This window comes from Corynebacterium sp. MSK019, from assembly GCF_030232425.1.
GTDB lineage: Bacteria > Actinomycetota > Actinomycetes > Mycobacteriales > Mycobacteriaceae > Corynebacterium > Corynebacterium jeikeium_D.
In genome coordinates this window covers 88,213-103,991 of record NZ_JASPJT010000005.1, presented here as the reverse complement: position 1 = coordinate 103,991, position 15,779 = coordinate 88,213, and the positions used below count along the sequence as shown (strand labels likewise).

Sequence of the window (15,779 nt, the reverse complement as noted above, 5' to 3'; positions counted from 1 at the left end):
TTGGCACGCGACTATTACGGCATCCTCGGAGTGGAGAAGGACGCTACGGACGCTGAGATTAAGAAGGCGTACCGAAAGCTGGCGCTCAAGTACCACCCAGACCGTAATCCGGGTGATGAAGAAGCTGCGGAGAAGTTCCGTGAGGCCTCTGAAGCGAACGAGGTCCTGCTGGATCCTGAAAAGCGCCGGATTGTGGATATGGGAGGAGATCCTCTCAATCCGCAGGGCGGTATGCCAGGCGGTGGCTTCGGCGGTTTCGGCGGCGGCGGAGTCGGCGATATCTTCGAGGCATTCTTCGGCGGTGCCGGCGGTACCCGCCAGCGCCGCTCGCGTGTGCAGCCAGGTGCAGATGCGCTGCTGCGTATTTCTCTGGGCCTCGATGAGGCATTCACCGGTGTCCGCAAGCCCATCACGGTGGACACCGCGGTGCTGTGTGAGCAGTGCGAGGGAACCGGCTCGAAGTCCAAGTCCAAGCCGAAGATGTGTACCAGCTGTGATGGCACTGGCGAGATTCAACAGGTCCAGCGTTCTTTCCTGGGCAATGTGATGACCTCGCGGCCGTGCCCGACTTGTGAGGGCACCGGCGAGATCATCCCCGATCCGTGTAACAACTGCGGTGGCGATGGCCGCGTCCGTGCTCGCCGTGATCTGACGGTCAACGTTCCGGCAGGTATCTCTGATGGCATGCGTATTCGCATGGCAGGGCAGGGCGAGGTCGGTCCGGGCGGTGGCCCGGCGGGTGACCTCTACGTGGAAGTTGCCATGGACCCGCACCCTGTATTCGAGCGTGAGGGCGATGATCTGCACTTTAACGTGCAGGTGCCCATGGCTGATGCCGCACTTGGTACCGAGTTTGAGGTCGACGACCTGCTCGGCGAACCAATGACCATCAAGGTTGATTCGGGCACCCAGCCGGCAGAGCAGATTCGTCTGTCGGGTAAGGGCATGCCGCATCTGCGCGGCGAGGGCAACGGCGACGTGGTCGCACACGTCGATGTCACGGTGCCGACGAAGCTGGACCGCAAGTCCCGCGAGCTGCTGGAGAAGCTACGCGAGCACCGCGATGATGATGCCAAGGTGGCAGACTCGAGTGAGCGCAACGGTTTCTTCTCCCGATTCCGCCGCCGTTAGAACACGCCATCCCCAAAGCCCCCTCCAGTGAGTGTGAAGCACACATGAGTTTGCCCGTATTCCTCGGTGAGTTCACCGAGCTGCCGCGCCCGGAAGAAATCATTCGAATCCTCGGGTCGGAGGCAAAGCACATCAGCGTTCGCAGGCTGAAGGAGGGCGCGGAGATTCTTCTTGCCAATGGTGCGGACAAGGTGGTGCGGGCACAGCTCATGCACGTAGATCCGCGTGAGGTCCACGTTCGCGTAGTTGCCGCCGAGGAACGTCCACGTCCGCGCCCGCACGTCACTGTGGTGCAGGCACTGCCGAAGTCGGATCGTGCTGAGCTTGCGGTCGATTTGATGACCGAGGCTGGGGTCGATGAGATTATCCCCTGGGCGGCCGTGAATTGTGTGGCCCGATGGCAGGGTACCGCGAAGGTCACTAAGGCCCGCGCCAAGTGGCAGTCGGCTGCGCGCGAGGCAGCCAAGCAGGCTCGTCGTGCATGGATTCCGCCGGTCGCTGACCTGCATAGCTCCGCTGATATTGAGCAACTCATCCAGGAAACCACGTCAGCAGGTGGTGTGGCAGCAGTTTTGCACGAGGAGGAAACAGCTCCGTTCGTGGACTTCGCCGCGCAGGCAGCAAACGCTGACAAGGTTCTTTTCATCGTCGGCCCAGAAGGGGGAGTCAGCCCTGGGGAACTCGAGGCCTTCCGCGCCGCAGGTGCTAGCTCGGTAGTACTCGGCCCGACAGTTCTCCGCAGCGCCCTCGCGGGAGCTGCTGCTCTTTGCGCACTGGGCCCGTTGACAAAGCGCTGGGGCGGCGCACCCACGCCTGGTCAGTAGGATAGACGCATAATGACAAAGTATTCAGTAACTGCTCGTACCACTGCCGTCGTCGAGCTCGATGACAATCTCGCGCCGATTGTGGTCGGTCATGCGGATCAGAACCTACGTCTGCTGGAATCTCTGCTGGCAGCGGATATTCATGTCCGCGGCGGAGTTGTGACAATCAAGGGTGCTCCGGCGGATGTTTCGTTGGCTGTCCGCGCGTTCAAGGAGCTAGAGGCAATGGCCCGTCGTGGGCACGAGCTCTCCCCGGAGTCGGTGCGGCACGCGGTGGGCATTGTGGATCGCGGGGAGAAGTCCGCCAGCGAGGTGCTCGGTGGCGGCATCGTGACACATCGTGGCAAGACCGTGCGTCCCAAGACCGAGGGACAAAAGAACTACGTCGATGCCATCGACCGCTATAACGTTGTTTTCGGTATCGGCCCAGCCGGTACGGGCAAGACCTTCTTGGCCATGGCCAAGGCGGTTGCTGCACTGAAGAATAAGCAGGTAGAACGCATTATTCTGACTCGCCCCGCAGTGGAGGCGGGTGAGAACCTGGGCTTCCTGCCGGGTACTCTGCACGAGAAGATTGACCCCTACCTGCGCCCATTGCACGATGCGATGCGCGAAATGCTTGAGCCAGAGCTGATTCCAAAGCTGATGGAAACTGGGGTAGTGGAGGTCGCACCGCTGGCGTACATGCGCGGTCGTACCTTGAACAATGCGTTCATCATTCTCGACGAAGCACAGAACACTACTCCGGCGCAGATGAAAATGTTCCTCACCCGCCTGGGCTTCGGTTCGAAGATGGTCATCACCGGTGACGCCAGCCAGGTCGACCTGCCTCGAGGGCAGAAGTCCGGTCTAGCTGTCGCCCGTGAGGTGCTGCGCAGTGTGCCGGGAATCGCTTTTCCGGCGCTGGCGGCTGCGGATGTGGTGCGCAACCCGCTGGTAACCGCAATTGTCGAGGCCTACGATGACTACGATGCCTATAACGAAGGTATTGAACAGGGCGCCGAGTCCCCACAAAAGCGACAGTCCGCCACAAAGCGATAAAGGACGCTGAAATTACATGAGCATTGAAGTTTTCAACGAGTCCGGTCAGGGCGTCAATGAAGAGTCGCTTATCGACGTTGCCCGTTATGCGCTGGGCCGCCTGGACGTGCATCCGGCAGCTGAGCTGAGCATTCACATTGTCGACTTGAAGACGATCGAAGACCTCCATGTGCGCTGGCTGGATCTGCCGGGGCCGACTGATGTGATGAGCTTCCCGATGGATGAGCTCACTCCTGGCTCTGGCCGACCAGATGCAGCTAGCCCAGGGCCTGCGATGCTGGGCGACATTGTGTTGTGCCCGGAGTTTGCCGCGGGGCAGGCGGAGCGTGCAGGCCATCCGCTGAGCCACGAGTTGGTACTGCTCACCGTGCACGGCGTACTGCACCTGTTGGGTTATGACCATGTCACGGCGGAGGAAGAGCGCCAGATGTTCTCCCTGCAGAATGGCCTGTTGGCGGATTGGTACGACGACATCGATCGTCGTGGCGTGAGCTTTTCCGAAAAACCAATTAACCCCAATGCGTTCCCGGAGCGTTCTAACGAGCGATGATCACTTTGATAATTGTCGCCGTTGTGGCGATGATCTGCGCTGGCGGACTTAACACAGTCGAAACTGCGGTCGCAGGCATTTCCCGTGCGCGCGTGGCAGAGCTGCAGCGTGACGAGGTCGCAGGTGCTAATGCGCTTCTCAAGGTCGTAGAAAATCGCGCTCGGCACGTCAATGTGCTGGTGATTTTGCGTACGCTGTGCGAGTCAATCGGTGCAGTGACGCTTGCGGCAGTTTGTCTTAAGCTTTTCGAGCCGGAGCGCTGGGCCATTGTGGCTGCAGTGGTGTTGTTGGCTCTGTTCACCTTCCTGGTCCTCGGGGTGTTTTCCCGCACGATGGGTCGGAAGAATCCGTACTCGATTTCCCTCGCCACCGCGGTCGTTCTGAGTTTTATGGCCAAGGTGTTGGGGCCACTGGAAAAGTTGCTGATTTGGTTCGGCAACATCATCACCCCTGGTGGTGGCTTCCGCGATGGCCCGTTCGCCACTGAAGTCGAGTTGCGCGAGATGGTCGATATCGCCCAGGAGCGCGGCATTGTGGAGCACGATGAGCGCCGCATGATTCAGTCTGTGTTCGATCTCGCGGAAACGTCGGCACGCGTTGTTATGGTTCCGCGCCCAGAGATGGTGTGGATTGAGGCGGATAAGCACTGTGGTCAGGCAGTGGCCCTATGCGTGAAGTCGGGTCACTCGCGACTGCCGGTGATTGGCGAGAGCGTTGAGGACATCGTCGGCGTCATTTACTTGAAGGACATTGTCCAGCAGACGTACTCGCGTACTGATGGCGGTCGCGGTGTTCGCGTCTCCGAGGTCATGCGTGACTGCGTTTTTGTGCCCGATTCCAAGCCACTGGATGACCTGCTCGATGAAATGCAGCGCACCCGCAATCACATCGCCATTCTCATCGACGAATATGGATCGGTCGCCGGTCTTATCTCTATTGAGGACATCCTCGAGGAGATTGTCGGTGAGATTGCCGACGAATACGACGAGGCCGAGCAGGCCCCCATCGAACCACTGGGGGATGCCTCCTACCGCGTGCAGGCGCGCCTCAGCTTGGGCGAGCTCATAGAGCTTTACGACGAAGCCCACGGGCGCCAACTCGTCTTCGATGACGAGGTCACCGATGAGGTGGATACGGTCTCCGGTCTGTTGGCATATGAGCTTGGACGTGTGCCACTGCCCGGTTCGTACGTAGAATATGCAGGACTGAAGTTTACCGCCGAGGGCTCGCGTGACCGTCGTGGTCGTATGCGGGTACGCACTGTGGTGGTGGAGCCGACTGCGGAGTTTTACTCCGAGGAAGAAGATACTGATGGGCAATCTTGATGACATGCTGGCCAATGCTGGACTTGGCGGAGATGCTGATGATTACAGTGCGCCGGAGGGCTTTCGCTCTGGGTTCGTCTCTATCGTGGGGCGTCCGAATACCGGTAAGTCGACGCTGACCAATTCCCTGGTGGGCGAGAAGATCGCTATTACCGCTAACCAGCCGGAAACCACGCGTCATCCAGTCCGAGGTGTAGTCCACCGCGAGAACTGTCAGATTGTTGTCGTGGATACGCCAGGTCTGCACAAGCCACGCACGCTGCTCGGTGAGCGCCTGAATGACATGGTTCAGGAGACCTACTCCGATGTGGACTTGGTCGCGATGGTCGTGCCTGCCGACGAGAAAATTGGCCCCGGTGACCGCTGGATTTACGAGAACGTCTCCAAAGGTTGCAAGAACATCATGGGCATTGTGTCCAAGGTGGATAAGGTCTCGCGCGACACCATTATTGAGCGCCTGATCGAGCTGCAGGAGTTGCTCGGTCCGGATGCCGAGCTGGTGCCACTGTCGTCGAAGTCCGGCGAGAACATCAACACGCTGATTGATGTCATGGCTTCCCAGTTGCCGGAGGGACCGCGCCTGTACCCGAAGGGGCACATCACCGATGAGGATCTGCACACCCGGATGGCAGAGCTCATCCGCGAGGCGGCCCTCGGCGGTCTGCGCGATGAGTTGCCGCATTCCGTGGCAGTCCAGATTGATGAGGTGCTGCCAAACCAGGACCGCGAAGGCGTCCTGGATGTCCACGCCGTTATCTATGTCGAGCGTTCGGGGCAGAAGTCCATCCTCATGGGGCGCGACGGTCGACGCATGGGCACCACCATTCATAAGGCTCGTAAGGAACTCATTGCGCTGCTCGGTCAGAATGTTTACCTTGACCTGCGGGTGAAGGTATTGAAGGACTGGCAGTCGGACCCGAAGCAGCTGGGCAAGTTGGGATTCTAAAAAGTTGGTCGAGCCGTATCGCGACCGTGCGCTGGTCGTACGCCGCTACGACCTCGGCGAAGCCGACCGCATCATCGTCCTTTTCACCCGCGACCACGGCTTAGTCCGCGGTGTCGCCAAAGGCGTGCGGCGCGCGAAGAGCCGCTTCGGCTCGCGCCTCTCACCATTCGTCGACGTGGATGTCAACATCTACCCACGCCGAGGACTGTCCACTATCGCAGGCGCAGATACCGTGCGCACGTGGGCAGCACCGCTTGTCGACGACTATGCGCGCTACACCTGTGCGTGTGCAGTCCTGGACGTCGCCGAACGCATTGTCGGCGAGGAGCAAGTGCCGGCTCCCGAATTGTGGGATCTCACCACTCAATCGCTCGACGACGTTGCGGCCGGTCGCCATCGCCCCGATTTGTTGCTGACCTCCTACATTCTGCGAGCAATGGCGCAGGCCGGTTGGCAGCCAAGCCTCTTTGAATGCGCAGGCTGCGGCAAAGCCGGCCCTCACCACGCGTTTTCTCCCGCACTGGGCGGAGCAGTGTGCACCAACTGCAGGCCACCGGGTGCAGATACTCCGCCGACCGAGGTTCTGCATCTGATGTGGCAGCTTGCTCATGAGCAATGGGCGGGCATCGATACGTCGTCAAGCGATTTTGAGGGGCGGATTGCGACGGCGCGTACCCTAACGGCGAAGTACCTGCAGTACTACCTGGGCCGCCGGGTGCCGGCGCTGGAACATGTGGATGCTTTTTGGCAGTAAGCAGTAGCGGTGGGGCACAATAGGAAGCGTGTTGAATCCTCCTGTACCGCAGCAATTCGTGCCCAATCACATCGCGCTCGTGATGGACGGCAATGGTAGATGGGCCGAACAGCGTGGGCTCAAACGCACCGAGGGGCACAAGCGTGGTGAGGCCGTGCTGATGGAGTGCGTCGATGCTTGTTTGGAGATGGGCGTCAAGCACCTGTCGGCTTACGCATTTTCCACTGAGAATTGGCGCCGTTCGGTCGATGAGGTCCGATTCCTTATGGGCTTTAATCGCGATGTGCTGCGCCGACGTCGTGATGAGTTGGATTCGAAGAACGTTCGCGTGCGTTGGGCAGGGCGTCGCCCGCGACTGTGGCGCTCGGTTATTAAGGAACTTGAGATTGCCGAGGAGCAGACGAAGGACAATGACGCGCTAACTCTGTATATGTGCGTCAACTACGGTGGTCGCGCTGAAATTGTTGATGCTGCTAGAGAGATTGCTCGTCAGGCAGCAGCGGGGGAGCTCAGCGAATATGACTTGACCGAGAAGTCTTTCGCACAGTTCCTGGATGAGCCGACTATGCCGGATGTTGATCTGTTCCTGCGTCCATCGGGCGAGCAGCGCACGTCCAACTTCTTAATCTGGCAGTCCGCCTATGCGGAGATGGTCTATCAGGACAAGCTTTTCCCGGATTTCGGTCGGGATGACATGCGCGCCGCAGTGGTGGAGTACGCCAAGCGCGACCGTAGGTTCGGCAAGGCCTAGAGCCGATATTTTTTAGGGGGGGGGAGGGAGCCCGGGCTACTTCTTCTGGCAGTCCCTGCACAGGCCGAAGACCTCAGCAGTGTGCCCGGTCAGATTAAAACCGTGCTCCTCCGCAAGGCTGTGAGCCCACTGCTCGACAGGGCCGCCGGCGACTTCAACGGTGCTGCCGCAATCGGTGCAGACCAGGTGATGATGGTGGTGGTCACCGCACAGCCGGTAGAGAGCCTCTCCGGAGGCATTGTGCAGAACATCGACAATGTCCATTTCTGCAAGGGACTGGAGCGTCCGATAGACCGTCGTCAAGCCGACCTTGTCCCCACGTTCCGTCAGCGACTTATGAATGTCAGCAGCGGAGCGAAAATTAGGGGCCTCACTCATAATCGACACGACGGCGCGGCGTTGGCGAGTACTGCGCTGGCCGATGCGGGTTGCGGCCGGCCGCGCGGAGGCGTGTGCCCCGGTGCTAGCGGGGGAGCCCGTACCACGTGGGTTTTCGCCAGAACTAACTTCGTGCATATCTTCGCCAGCCATGTAACCGACACTACCCGGTATCGGTTGGACAAGATGCGCTAGAGTATAGGGGAACTTTTAACTGGCCTGTTGGGGTCAGTACATTTTGCTTTTCATTATGTCGTTCGCCGCACGGAACGGGCTGAATTGTGTGCCCGGAAAAGGCGTGTGGTGTGCGATGCGAAGCCATTTATAAGGAGTGGTCTAGACCGTGGCACCTAAGTCAGTTGTCGATACCGTCGCCAACCTGTGTAAGCGCAGGGGGTTCGTTTACCCGTGTGGTGAAATTTACGGCGGTACCCGCTCGGCATGGGATTACGGTCCCCTGGGTGTGGAGCTGAAGGAAAACATCAAGCGCCAGTGGTGGAAGACCTTCGTCACCGGCCGTAAGGATGTCGTCGGCCTGGATTCCTCCATTATCCTGCCGCGCCAGGTCTGGGAAGCTTCCGGCCACGTCGCTACCTTCACCGACCCGCTGGTGGAGTCCCTGCACACCCACAAGCGCTACCGCGCTGACCACCTGCTGGAGGCCTACGAGGCCAAGCACGGTCACCCGCCGGCCAATGGTTTGGCAGACGTTCCGGACCCGGAGACCGGTCAGCCGGGCAACTGGACCGAGCCGCAGATGTTCTCCGGTCTGATGAAGACCTTCCTCGGCCCGGTCGACAATGAGCAGGGCCTGCACTACATGCGCCCGGAGACCGCTCAGGGTATCTTCGTCAACTTCAAGAACGTTATGACCACGGCTCGCCTGAAGCCACCGTTCGGTATCGGCCAGACCGGTAAGGCATTCCGCAACGAGATCACCCCGGGTAACTTCATCTTCCGTACCCGCGAGTTCGAACAGATGGAGATCGAGTACTTCGTCGCACCGGACCAGGCGGAAGAGAAGTTCGATGAGTGGGTCGACGCCTGCTGGAACTGGTTCATTGACCTGGGCGTTAACCCGGAGAACATGCGTCAGTTCGACGTTCCGAAGGACGAGCGCGCTCACTACTCTGCACGCACGATTGACTTCGAGTACCGCTTCCACTTCCAGGGCAACGAGTGGGGCGAGCTGATGGGTGTCGCCAACCGTACGGACTACGACCTCGGCTGCCACATCGAGCACTCCAAGGAAGACCTGCGTTACCACGACCAGGTCACCGGCGAAAAGTACGTTCCGTACGTCATTGAGCCGTCCTTCGGTCTGACCCGCGCCCTGATGGCCTTCCTGTGTGATGCCTACACCGAGGAAGAGGTGCCGAACGCAAAGGGCGGCACCGACACCCGTACTGTGCTGAAGCTGGACCCGCGTCTGTCGCCGGTTAAGGTTGCTGTTTTGCCGCTGTCGAAGAAGGACACCCTGACTCCGACTGCTGAGGCTGTCGCCGACAAGCTGCGCCAGTACTGGGCCGTCGATTACGACACCTCCGGTGCTATCGGCCGTCGTTACCGTCGCCAGGATGAGATCGGTACTCCGTTCTGTGTCACCGTTGACTTCGATACTCTCGAGGACAACGCTGTGACCGTCCGTGACCGCGACACCATGGAGCAGGAGCGCGTCAAGATTGACGAGCTGGAAGGCTACCTCGCAGCTCGCCTGGTGGGCTGCTAATGGCCGAAGAAGTTTTTTGGGAATCCTATAGTCTCGGCGACGGTTCTCGGGAAAAATCCGAGCAAACCTGGCCGATTCTGAAGGAAAGCACCGAAGTCGGCACGTACATCCGTGATGAGCAGGGCGATCGCCTCAACACCCCGGAAGGGGAGTGGGTCATTGACGCCTCTGCTAATCACCGTGTTTCCGCCACGCTTCCCGACGGCCGCGTGTTCTCGACCGTTGCTGCTGACCGTGACAAGATTTCGCGAGCCAAGCAGCTTTCAGTGACCTTTGGGCCGGAGCGTCCTGAAGGCAAGCTGGTGTGCGAGGGATCGACGAACTACGTCATCGAGAATGCGAAGACCGGCGAGAAGTGGGGCCAGTTTACCGGTGCGTCCCGTGGCGTGCGCCACGCAGAGGTGCAGTTCGACACCGATGAGGGCCGTGCGCTGCCGGAAGAGGAGAAGATCTTCCTGGTCTACAGTGCTCGTCGAGTGCTGGAGTCCCGCATGGTTTCCTCTACCTGGATTCTCACTGTCTGCTTGCTCTTGCTGATTGCCTATATGATTTGGGTGTGGATCGTGTAGCAACTATTGCAGACGGCGTCGTTTACGACGAGTACAAAAAGACCCTGTCCGACGGCTGGAGCTGTCAGGTCGGGGTCTTTAGTGCTTTCTGGATCACCTCGCCACAAGGGCGTGGCTGGCAGGTGAAAGCCCGCTTTTTTAGCACGAACGCGCTAGTGATGACGAATCCGGATGAGGGGGATTCTTTCGTCCTAAACAGAGAAGGACGGGGAATTCGCACGGTCTTCGACATCGAACGGCCAGGCTATGAGCTCGCCCGAATCGTCAGAGAGGACAGCCTAGGCCGAGGGGTATTTGGTGTCTATGCCCAGAAAGGAGACTTCCGGGGGAGTTTCGAAGACTGGCTGATTGCCGCCGCTCTGGCGACGTGGTCTGTGGATGGACCACGCCAGATGCGAATCTAGGCGGGAATCTAGAAGCCCATTGTGCTGCCGGAGCCGCCTGGTCGGCTCGAACCTCCGCCGAAACCGCCGAATCCGCCGATACTGCCACCAAAGCCGCTGTTGTTGCTGAGCATGCTGCCTAGCACCATGCCGGCGACCATCGAACCGTTGCTGCCGCCACCGCGGCGCTGATCCTGGTAGCGGCGGATGTCACGGCGGGCCAAGTCAGCGGCCTCAGCCGCGAGCTTGCGCGCACGACGTGCGTAGGCCAAAGCCTTTCGCGGATCGTCGTTGGCGAAGCCCTGAGCAGAGCCGTAAGCACGCTGCGCCTCTGCGAGGCGAGTGCGAGCCTCAGCGCCAACCACACGGCGGCGGGTAGCAATTAAGTCAGCCGCGGCGCGAATGTGATTGTCGGCATCCTGCATGCTGTGCTGCAAAGTAGCGGTAGCGCGGGCGAACGACGCGGCCTTATCTCGAGCGGAGTCGAGGGCTTCGTCGAGCAGCTCATCGGCATCGGTCAGTGCGGTCCAGGAACTCAGTGGATCCACTTCGGACTTATTGGCTGCCACACCGAGTGCTTCGCGGCCTGCTTCGATGGCTGCATTGAGACGCTCGCGGTTGATGTTGGCGCCTTGCGGTGCCGGCATCAGGTGCGAGGCCTCATCGATTTCACCCCGGACCTCGGCGATAAGGGAAGCCAGCCCCGCGACTGCAGCGTGAATATCGCTATCGGCGTGTTCAATGGCCTCCAGAAGACTCTCTGCCTGTGTGAGCGCAAAGTCGGTGGCCGACAGTGCATCAATCAGACCACCTTGCTCACCGGCGGGTAGGTCCGCGATGCGGCGGGCCTCAGTCATTGACTGGTCAGCCTGATTCAGGTGCTCCGTGGCCATGTCGATATTGTCGGTCACAGAGCTGAGCATCTGCTCTTCGTAACGTGCGCGCAGACCGTCGAGAATTTCGCCGGCACGCGGCATACGTGAGCGCAGCTCGACGCTTCGCTGAGTGAGCTTTGAAATGGTCGCTTCAGCATTCATTAACTCCTGGCGGAGTTTCTGGAAGTTTGCGGCCTCGCCGTCGAGCTGGTCATCCGCAACACCACAGGTGGAGATAATCTCCAGTAGGACACTGCGGCGCTCGATTTCGTCGGTCACGGAGCCGTCGTCAAGCTGTTGGCGAAGTGCAAACGCGCGCTCGAGCGTGGACTGAGAGTGCTTCAGTGCGTTGTCGAAGCTGCGGATGCGTTCGGTGCCGAACTCAGCGCGAGCGAGGTCGAGCTCGGTGTTGGCCTTGCGAATGGACTCATCGGTACTGACAATCTCATCGTGCGCAAGAACATCGAGCGAGCTGGTGCTCAGCGAGTCCAGCGAAGAGACATCCCTGGGGTCGATGTTGCGGCCACGAGCGATCTCCTCCTCATCGCGCTTCTTCTTATTGCGACGGCCCACGGCCCAGGTGGCGCCACCGACAACGGCGGCACCACCGAGGCCGGCACCGAGCGCCCACCCACCGGCGGAGCCGCTGCCACCGCCTGCCTCGGCGATGGCAGCTTCACCCGCAGCTGCCCAGTTGTCATCCTCTAACAACTGCCCTTGAGCTGCCCTGTTGATGGCCTCCGCGTTGCGGGGGAAGGAGTCTCCGACGAAAGCGCCGAGGTTTCGGTCTTCCACAGCGACGACGATGACACCGCGGTTGTCGGCAGCTCCGAGGTGTTCCCAGGCCTGCTGTGCCCACTGCTGGCCCTGAATGCCGTCGAAGCTCTTGATATAAAACACCGAGAACAGGAGTCGCTTGTCGGTCTTGAGTTGCTGAATCTGCTCCTTCAGACGAGCTTCATCGCCGCCGCTCAGCACACCTGCGAGATCAGCCACCTCGCCCGACACATCTGTCGGTGCCTCGGCGTGCGACAGTGGTGCTGACGGTGCGAGTGCCAGCAGCGAAGCAGGTGCGTGAACCGGTGGCTGTGCCGGTAGCGCGGCAGTAATTAGCGGCATGCTCAGGCCGAGGAAAGCACCCGATGCAGCAAGGTAAAGGGGGCGAAACACGCGATTCCTGTCAGACATATCTACAAGGATACGTAACAATAATCACGTGGCCGGTAAATTTTCGTATTCATCTTTTGAACTCGCCCGTATTGTCGAGGAGTCTCCGAAGCAGTCATTGCTGCCCGGGGTGCAGTCCTTGGAAACCCACCGGGCGGCGTTTGCACGAGATCGCGCCCGCGTCCTGCACTCCGCAGCGCTGCGCAGGCTGGCTGACAAAACCCAGGTTGTAGGGCCAGGGGAGGGCGATACTCCGCGCACACGCCTGACTCACTCGCTGGAGGTCGCGCAGATTTCCCGCGGAATCGCCAGCGAGTTGGGTGCAGATGAGGATCTCGCAGAGCTGGCCGGCCTGACCCATGACATCGGGCATCCGCCGTATGGCCACAACGGCGAGCGCGCCCTCAACGAGATTGCCGCTGGGTGCGGCGGGTTTGAGGGCAACGCGCAGACGCTGCGTATTCTCACTCGCCTCGAGCCGAAGGCGCTCGATGGTACAGGTGAGCCCTGCGGACTCAATCTCACTCGGGCGGCGCTCGATGCGGCTTGTAAGTACCCGTGGACACCGATCGGTCCCGATGGTCAGCTCCGCCACAAGTACGGGGCTTACCAGGAAGATGCTGCGATTCTGCAGTGGATTCGCCAGGGCGTTCCGCACGGCAAGCAGTGTCTTGAGGCGCAGATTATGGACTGGTCTGACGATGTCGCCTATTCCGTCCACGATGTCGAGGATGGCATCGTCTCTGGCCGCGTTGACCTGGGTGTTCTGTGGGACACGGTGGAACTGGCCGCGCTCGCTGACAAGGGCGCTGCCGCATTTGGTGGCGATCCAGCGGAGCTCGTCGAGGCTGCCGGGCGTCTTGCCAGCTTGCCGGTGGTATCAGCTGCGGCGTCCTATGATGGTTCGCTGCGCTCGCTGGTCGCGCTGAAACGGATGACCTCGGAGCTGGTCGGCCGTTTCGTCACGGCTTCCGTCGCGGGTACGCGTGCTGCCTCCGGGTCGACGCTTCCGCTCGGGCGTTACGACGCGGACCTCGCCGTGCCCAGCTCGATTCTGGCGGAGGTCACCATGCTGAAGACCATCGCCGTGCTGTATGTGATGGATCTTCCGCGTCATATTCGCCGTCAGGAGCGTGAACGCGATCGTCTTTTCCGGGTGGCCGAGTATCTGCAGGAAGGTGCTCCAGGGACGCTTGATCCGATGTTCCAGTGGCTCTATTCCCGGGCGGAGAGTGACCAAGCGCGGCTGCGGGTTATCGTTGATCAGCTAGCGTCGATGACGGAATCGCGTGTAGAGCGGCTTGATCGCCAGATTGCTGGTGTGGCTGCGGCGTGGGGGTAGTGCTGTCAGCGATTACTATTTTTGAAGTATCCGCTGAAGGCTACTACTGAGGTCATCGGAAAGCGCCTTCGTAGTCTCTGCGTCGGGCTTCGCATGCATGTAATCGAGGGCTAGTCCATTTACGATAGCTGTGATGAGCCGGGCCGTCTGAGCTATATCTCCAGGGACGTCTGCGGCGGACAGTGCTGAAATGAGATGGTCCTGGAATCTACTGAGTTCGTTCTGGTACTCCTGGGCCAGAACTTTGCGTGTTGATGCAGCGGCACCGAGGATAACCCACAGTGCTGCGTCTTCGCGCTGTATTGGGCCGATGGGGAGTAGTTCGAGCAGGGAGCGGTGGAGCTGTTCTAGCGGCGAGGTATTCGATTGAAAGCGTAGCGACGAGACTCTTTCATGCTGTCGTGCTGCCGAGCGCAGAAGTGCCCTGCTGAGTAGTTCGTCTTTCGTGCCCATAAAATACTGCACTGTTCCAGGGGCTACGCCCGCCTGTTGAGCCACTTTTCGAACGCTGACAACGTCGAACCCCTGGTTAACAATCACTTTGATTGCTGCATCGGAAATGGCTTTTTCTTGAGGTGACATCATGCTCATATCCTAAAACTCCTTTGGGGTTTCATTCGCGCCACTTCCCGTACGACTGTATGATAGTTTACTATACGAATGTACGAGGGAGTGATGGAGATGGACTATCTTGTTCTTGTGGGGCTTGCGCTTCTTGACAGTCTCAGTGCTGGAACCCTGCTGATTCCAGTAGTGCTGCTCATCGTCTGGCGGAGGATGAGAGGTGCCGAATACGTTACTTATTTAGGGACAATTGTCTTGTCCTACTTTGCGGTTGGCATCGCGCTCTTTTTCGGCCTGCGTCAGGCTTTAGACGCAGTCTCGGGCATTGCATCCAACACTTGGTTCAGTTGGGTGATGATGGTGTTGGGTATTTTGTTAGCTGCTTACGGAATCCTGGCACCGAATCCCAAGAAACGGACCGTCGAAGAGGTAATTGAATCTCGGTCGGAGGACACTAAGAAAGGTTCTGCCGGTCTCCCAGCGATGGTGGGTTTAGCCTTAGCTGCAGCAGTTGTCGAGGTCGGTACGATGTTGCCGTACTTGGCGGCAATCGGAATTATTGAATCGATGGCAGTGCCTTTCGCAGTGCAACTGCTTATCCTCGCGCTCTACTGTGTAGTGATGATTTTGCCCGCAGTCATTGTTGGAGTGCTCTTCGCAGCCTTTGGAGATAAGGTCTACAGCCGGGTAGTGAGCGTTATCCCCCGGTTGGAATATGAAACAAAGGTCACTGTTTTGTGGGTGGCAGCAATAATTGGCATCGTTCTTGTTGCCCGGAGCGCAAATCAACTCGGTTTTATCGGGTAGCGCTAATTCCGCAGTGATACTTTGGCTCAGTCCTCCGCGTCAGGAATCTCGCAGAAGCTCTCGTAGTGGTCGTCGGTGTAGTACCAGACATCCGGATCGTTTTCGGAACCGCCGCCGACAACGATGCGGCGTGCACCGCGGCTGGAATTACCCGGGGTGGTCACGGTGTATTCGCGGTAGTAGTCACCGCGCTCCTTCGGCAGGCGTCCCTCGTAGTTGCCGAAGTGCTTGCCGTCGTGCTGCGAGTAGATGTGGTCCTGGTCGGTCAGGATGCGGTCGATAACATCGTCGGCCTCCTGCGGCAGGGTATCTACTGCGCAGGTGGCACCCTTTGCACCCGACTTGTTGCTGCTCGAGTTAGGACCCGGCTTGGGATTCGACTTCGCGCTAGAGGCGGCGGAACTCTGCGACCCCTGTGAGTCCTCCGACCCCGATGCGTTCTGATCTCCGCCATCGAGTCCCAGGTAACTACCAGCCAGCACCAGGGCGGCAGCGCCGACGCCGCTCGCAATCTTCTTCCACTCAGCCATGGCTAGTATCTTTCCATATCGGTCGCCGCCGGCACGTTATGGGCTGGGCGCGGGCGGCTCGTCGGCAAGCGAAACCTCTACGGCGGAGTCGATTGGACGGGTTGGGTAAGGTT

Annotated in this window: 17 protein-coding genes; 13 read left to right on the top strand and 4 right to left on the bottom strand. The window is 59.7% G+C overall.

Annotated elements, in window-relative coordinates:
- Genes dnaJ through QP982_RS05015 form a run of 8 tightly spaced genes read left to right on the top strand, consistent with a single transcriptional unit; the run spans position 1 to position 7,322 of the window.
- Complete coding sequence (dnaJ, locus tag QP982_RS05050) at positions 1–1,131, top strand: molecular chaperone DnaJ (protein ID WP_049170716.1); 1,131 nt, start codon at positions 1–3, stop codon at positions 1,129–1,131.
- Between the two features lie 44 nt (positions 1,132–1,175).
- On the top strand, positions 1,176–1,955 hold the full coding sequence (locus QP982_RS05045) for a 16S rRNA (uracil(1498)-N(3))-methyltransferase (RefSeq protein ID WP_070549897.1): 780 nt from the start codon (positions 1,176–1,178) through the stop codon (positions 1,953–1,955).
- Positions 1,956–1,967: 12 nt separating this feature from the next.
- Entirely contained in the window at positions 1,968–2,996 is a 1,029-nt protein-coding gene (locus QP982_RS05040) for a PhoH family protein (protein WP_070549896.1), read from the top strand.
- A 16-nt stretch (positions 2,997–3,012) separates the two neighbouring features.
- Positions 3,013–3,546, top strand: a complete 534-nt coding sequence (ybeY, locus tag QP982_RS05035) for an rRNA maturation RNase YbeY (RefSeq protein ID WP_005511056.1) — start codon at positions 3,013–3,015, stop codon at positions 3,544–3,546.
- Positions 3,543–4,871: a hemolysin family protein gene (locus tag QP982_RS05030; protein WP_016423115.1), complete on the top strand. Its 1,329-nt coding sequence runs from the start codon at positions 3,543–3,545 to the stop codon at positions 4,869–4,871. Before ybeY ends, QP982_RS05030 begins: the two co-directional genes overlap by 4 nt.
- Before the next feature lie 4 nt (positions 4,872–4,875).
- Positions 4,876–5,817 carry a GTPase Era gene (era, locus tag QP982_RS05025; protein ID WP_042389423.1) on the top strand — a complete coding sequence of 314 codons (942 nt, stop codon included), beginning with the start codon at positions 4,876–4,878 and terminating at the stop codon, positions 5,815–5,817.
- A 4-nt stretch (positions 5,818–5,821) separates the two neighbouring features.
- The gene (gene recO, locus QP982_RS05020; RefSeq protein ID WP_070549895.1) at positions 5,822–6,571 is read left to right on the top strand and encodes a DNA repair protein RecO; all 750 of its coding nucleotides are present in this window, start codon (positions 5,822–5,824) and stop codon (positions 6,569–6,571) included.
- A 28-nt stretch (positions 6,572–6,599) separates the two neighbouring features.
- The gene (locus tag QP982_RS05015; protein WP_016423112.1) at positions 6,600–7,322 is read left to right on the top strand and encodes an isoprenyl transferase; all 723 of its coding nucleotides are present in this window, start codon (positions 6,600–6,602) and stop codon (positions 7,320–7,322) included.
- Positions 7,323–7,358: 36 nt separating this feature from the next.
- Here the strand turns inward: QP982_RS05015 and QP982_RS05010 are convergent, their stop codons facing one another.
- The gene (locus tag QP982_RS05010) at positions 7,359–7,853 is read right to left on the bottom strand and encodes a Fur family transcriptional regulator (RefSeq protein ID WP_016423111.1); all 495 of its coding nucleotides are present in this window, start codon (positions 7,851–7,853) and stop codon (positions 7,359–7,361) included.
- Positions 7,854–8,043: 190 nt separating this feature from the next.
- Here QP982_RS05010 and QP982_RS05005 point away from each other — a divergent pair, with 190 nt between their 5' ends.
- The 3 genes from QP982_RS05005 to QP982_RS04995 are packed head-to-tail and all read left to right on the top strand — an operon-like array spanning position 8,044 to position 10,402.
- On the top strand, positions 8,044–9,429 hold the full coding sequence (locus QP982_RS05005; RefSeq protein ID WP_049170727.1) for a glycine--tRNA ligase: 1,386 nt from the start codon (positions 8,044–8,046) through the stop codon (positions 9,427–9,429).
- Positions 9,429–9,998 (top strand): hypothetical protein, encoded by a 570-nt coding sequence (locus QP982_RS05000; protein WP_049170730.1) that lies wholly within the window; start codon positions 9,429–9,431, stop codon positions 9,996–9,998. Before QP982_RS05005 ends, QP982_RS05000 begins: the two co-directional genes overlap by 1 nt.
- Positions 9,986–10,402, top strand: coding sequence for a hypothetical protein (locus QP982_RS04995; RefSeq protein ID WP_049170733.1), 417 nt, complete (start codon positions 9,986–9,988; stop codon positions 10,400–10,402). Before QP982_RS05000 ends, QP982_RS04995 begins: the two co-directional genes overlap by 13 nt.
- An 8-nt stretch (positions 10,403–10,410) precedes the next feature.
- Here the strand turns inward: QP982_RS04995 and QP982_RS04990 are convergent, their stop codons facing one another.
- Positions 10,411–12,444: a TPM domain-containing protein gene (locus QP982_RS04990; RefSeq protein ID WP_284870269.1), complete on the bottom strand. Its 2,034-nt coding sequence runs from the start codon at positions 12,442–12,444 to the stop codon at positions 10,411–10,413.
- Positions 12,445–12,472: 28 nt separating this feature from the next.
- Here QP982_RS04990 and QP982_RS04985 point away from each other — a divergent pair, with 28 nt between their 5' ends.
- A complete protein-coding gene (locus QP982_RS04985; RefSeq protein WP_049170738.1) occupies positions 12,473–13,765 on the top strand; it encodes a deoxyguanosinetriphosphate triphosphohydrolase in 1,293 nt (430 codons plus the stop codon).
- Positions 13,766–13,780: 15 nt separating this feature from the next.
- Here the strand turns inward: QP982_RS04985 and QP982_RS04980 are convergent, their stop codons facing one another.
- The gene (locus QP982_RS04980) at positions 13,781–14,356 is read right to left on the bottom strand and encodes a TetR/AcrR family transcriptional regulator (protein ID WP_048732681.1); all 576 of its coding nucleotides are present in this window, start codon (positions 14,354–14,356) and stop codon (positions 13,781–13,783) included.
- 69 nt (positions 14,357–14,425) lie between these two features.
- Here QP982_RS04980 and QP982_RS04975 point away from each other — a divergent pair, with 69 nt between their 5' ends.
- Positions 14,426–15,136 (top strand): GAP family protein, encoded by a 711-nt coding sequence (locus tag QP982_RS04975; protein WP_256885211.1) that lies wholly within the window; start codon positions 14,426–14,428, stop codon positions 15,134–15,136.
- 26 nt (positions 15,137–15,162) lie between these two features.
- Here the strand turns inward: QP982_RS04975 and QP982_RS04970 are convergent, their stop codons facing one another.
- Complete coding sequence (locus tag QP982_RS04970) at positions 15,163–15,666, bottom strand: guanyl-specific ribonuclease (RefSeq protein ID WP_049189621.1); 504 nt, start codon at positions 15,664–15,666, stop codon at positions 15,163–15,165.
- Positions 15,667–15,779: the final 113 nt, after the last annotated feature.

Excerpts from the sequence above, each read along its gene's own strand:
- QP982_RS05045 (WP_070549897.1), top strand. The coding sequence starts at position 1,176 with ATGAGTTTGCCCGTATTCCTCGGTGAGTTCACCGAGCTGCCGCGCCCG.
- QP982_RS05040 (WP_070549896.1), top strand. The coding sequence starts at position 1,968 with ATGACAAAGTATTCAGTAACTGCTCGTACCACTGCCGTCGTCGAGCTC.
- ybeY (WP_005511056.1), top strand. The coding sequence starts at position 3,013 with ATGAGCATTGAAGTTTTCAACGAGTCCGGTCAGGGCGTCAATGAAGAG.
- QP982_RS05030 (WP_016423115.1), top strand. The coding sequence starts at position 3,543 with ATGATCACTTTGATAATTGTCGCCGTTGTGGCGATGATCTGCGCTGGC.
- era (WP_042389423.1), top strand. The coding sequence starts at position 4,876 with ATGCTGGCCAATGCTGGACTTGGCGGAGATGCTGATGATTACAGTGCG.
- QP982_RS05010 (WP_016423111.1), bottom strand. The coding sequence starts at position 7,853 with ATGGCTGGCGAAGATATGCACGAAGTTAGTTCTGGCGAAAACCCACGT.
- QP982_RS05000 (WP_049170730.1), top strand. The coding sequence starts at position 9,429 with ATGGCCGAAGAAGTTTTTTGGGAATCCTATAGTCTCGGCGACGGTTCT.
- QP982_RS04990 (WP_284870269.1), bottom strand. The coding sequence starts at position 12,444 with ATGTCTGACAGGAATCGCGTGTTTCGCCCCCTTTACCTTGCTGCATCG.
- QP982_RS04980 (WP_048732681.1), bottom strand. The coding sequence starts at position 14,356 with ATGAGCATGATGTCACCTCAAGAAAAAGCCATTTCCGATGCAGCAATC.
- QP982_RS04975 (WP_256885211.1), top strand. The coding sequence starts at position 14,426 with ATGTACGAGGGAGTGATGGAGATGGACTATCTTGTTCTTGTGGGGCTT.
- QP982_RS04970 (WP_049189621.1), bottom strand. The coding sequence starts at position 15,666 with ATGGCTGAGTGGAAGAAGATTGCGAGCGGCGTCGGCGCTGCCGCCCTG.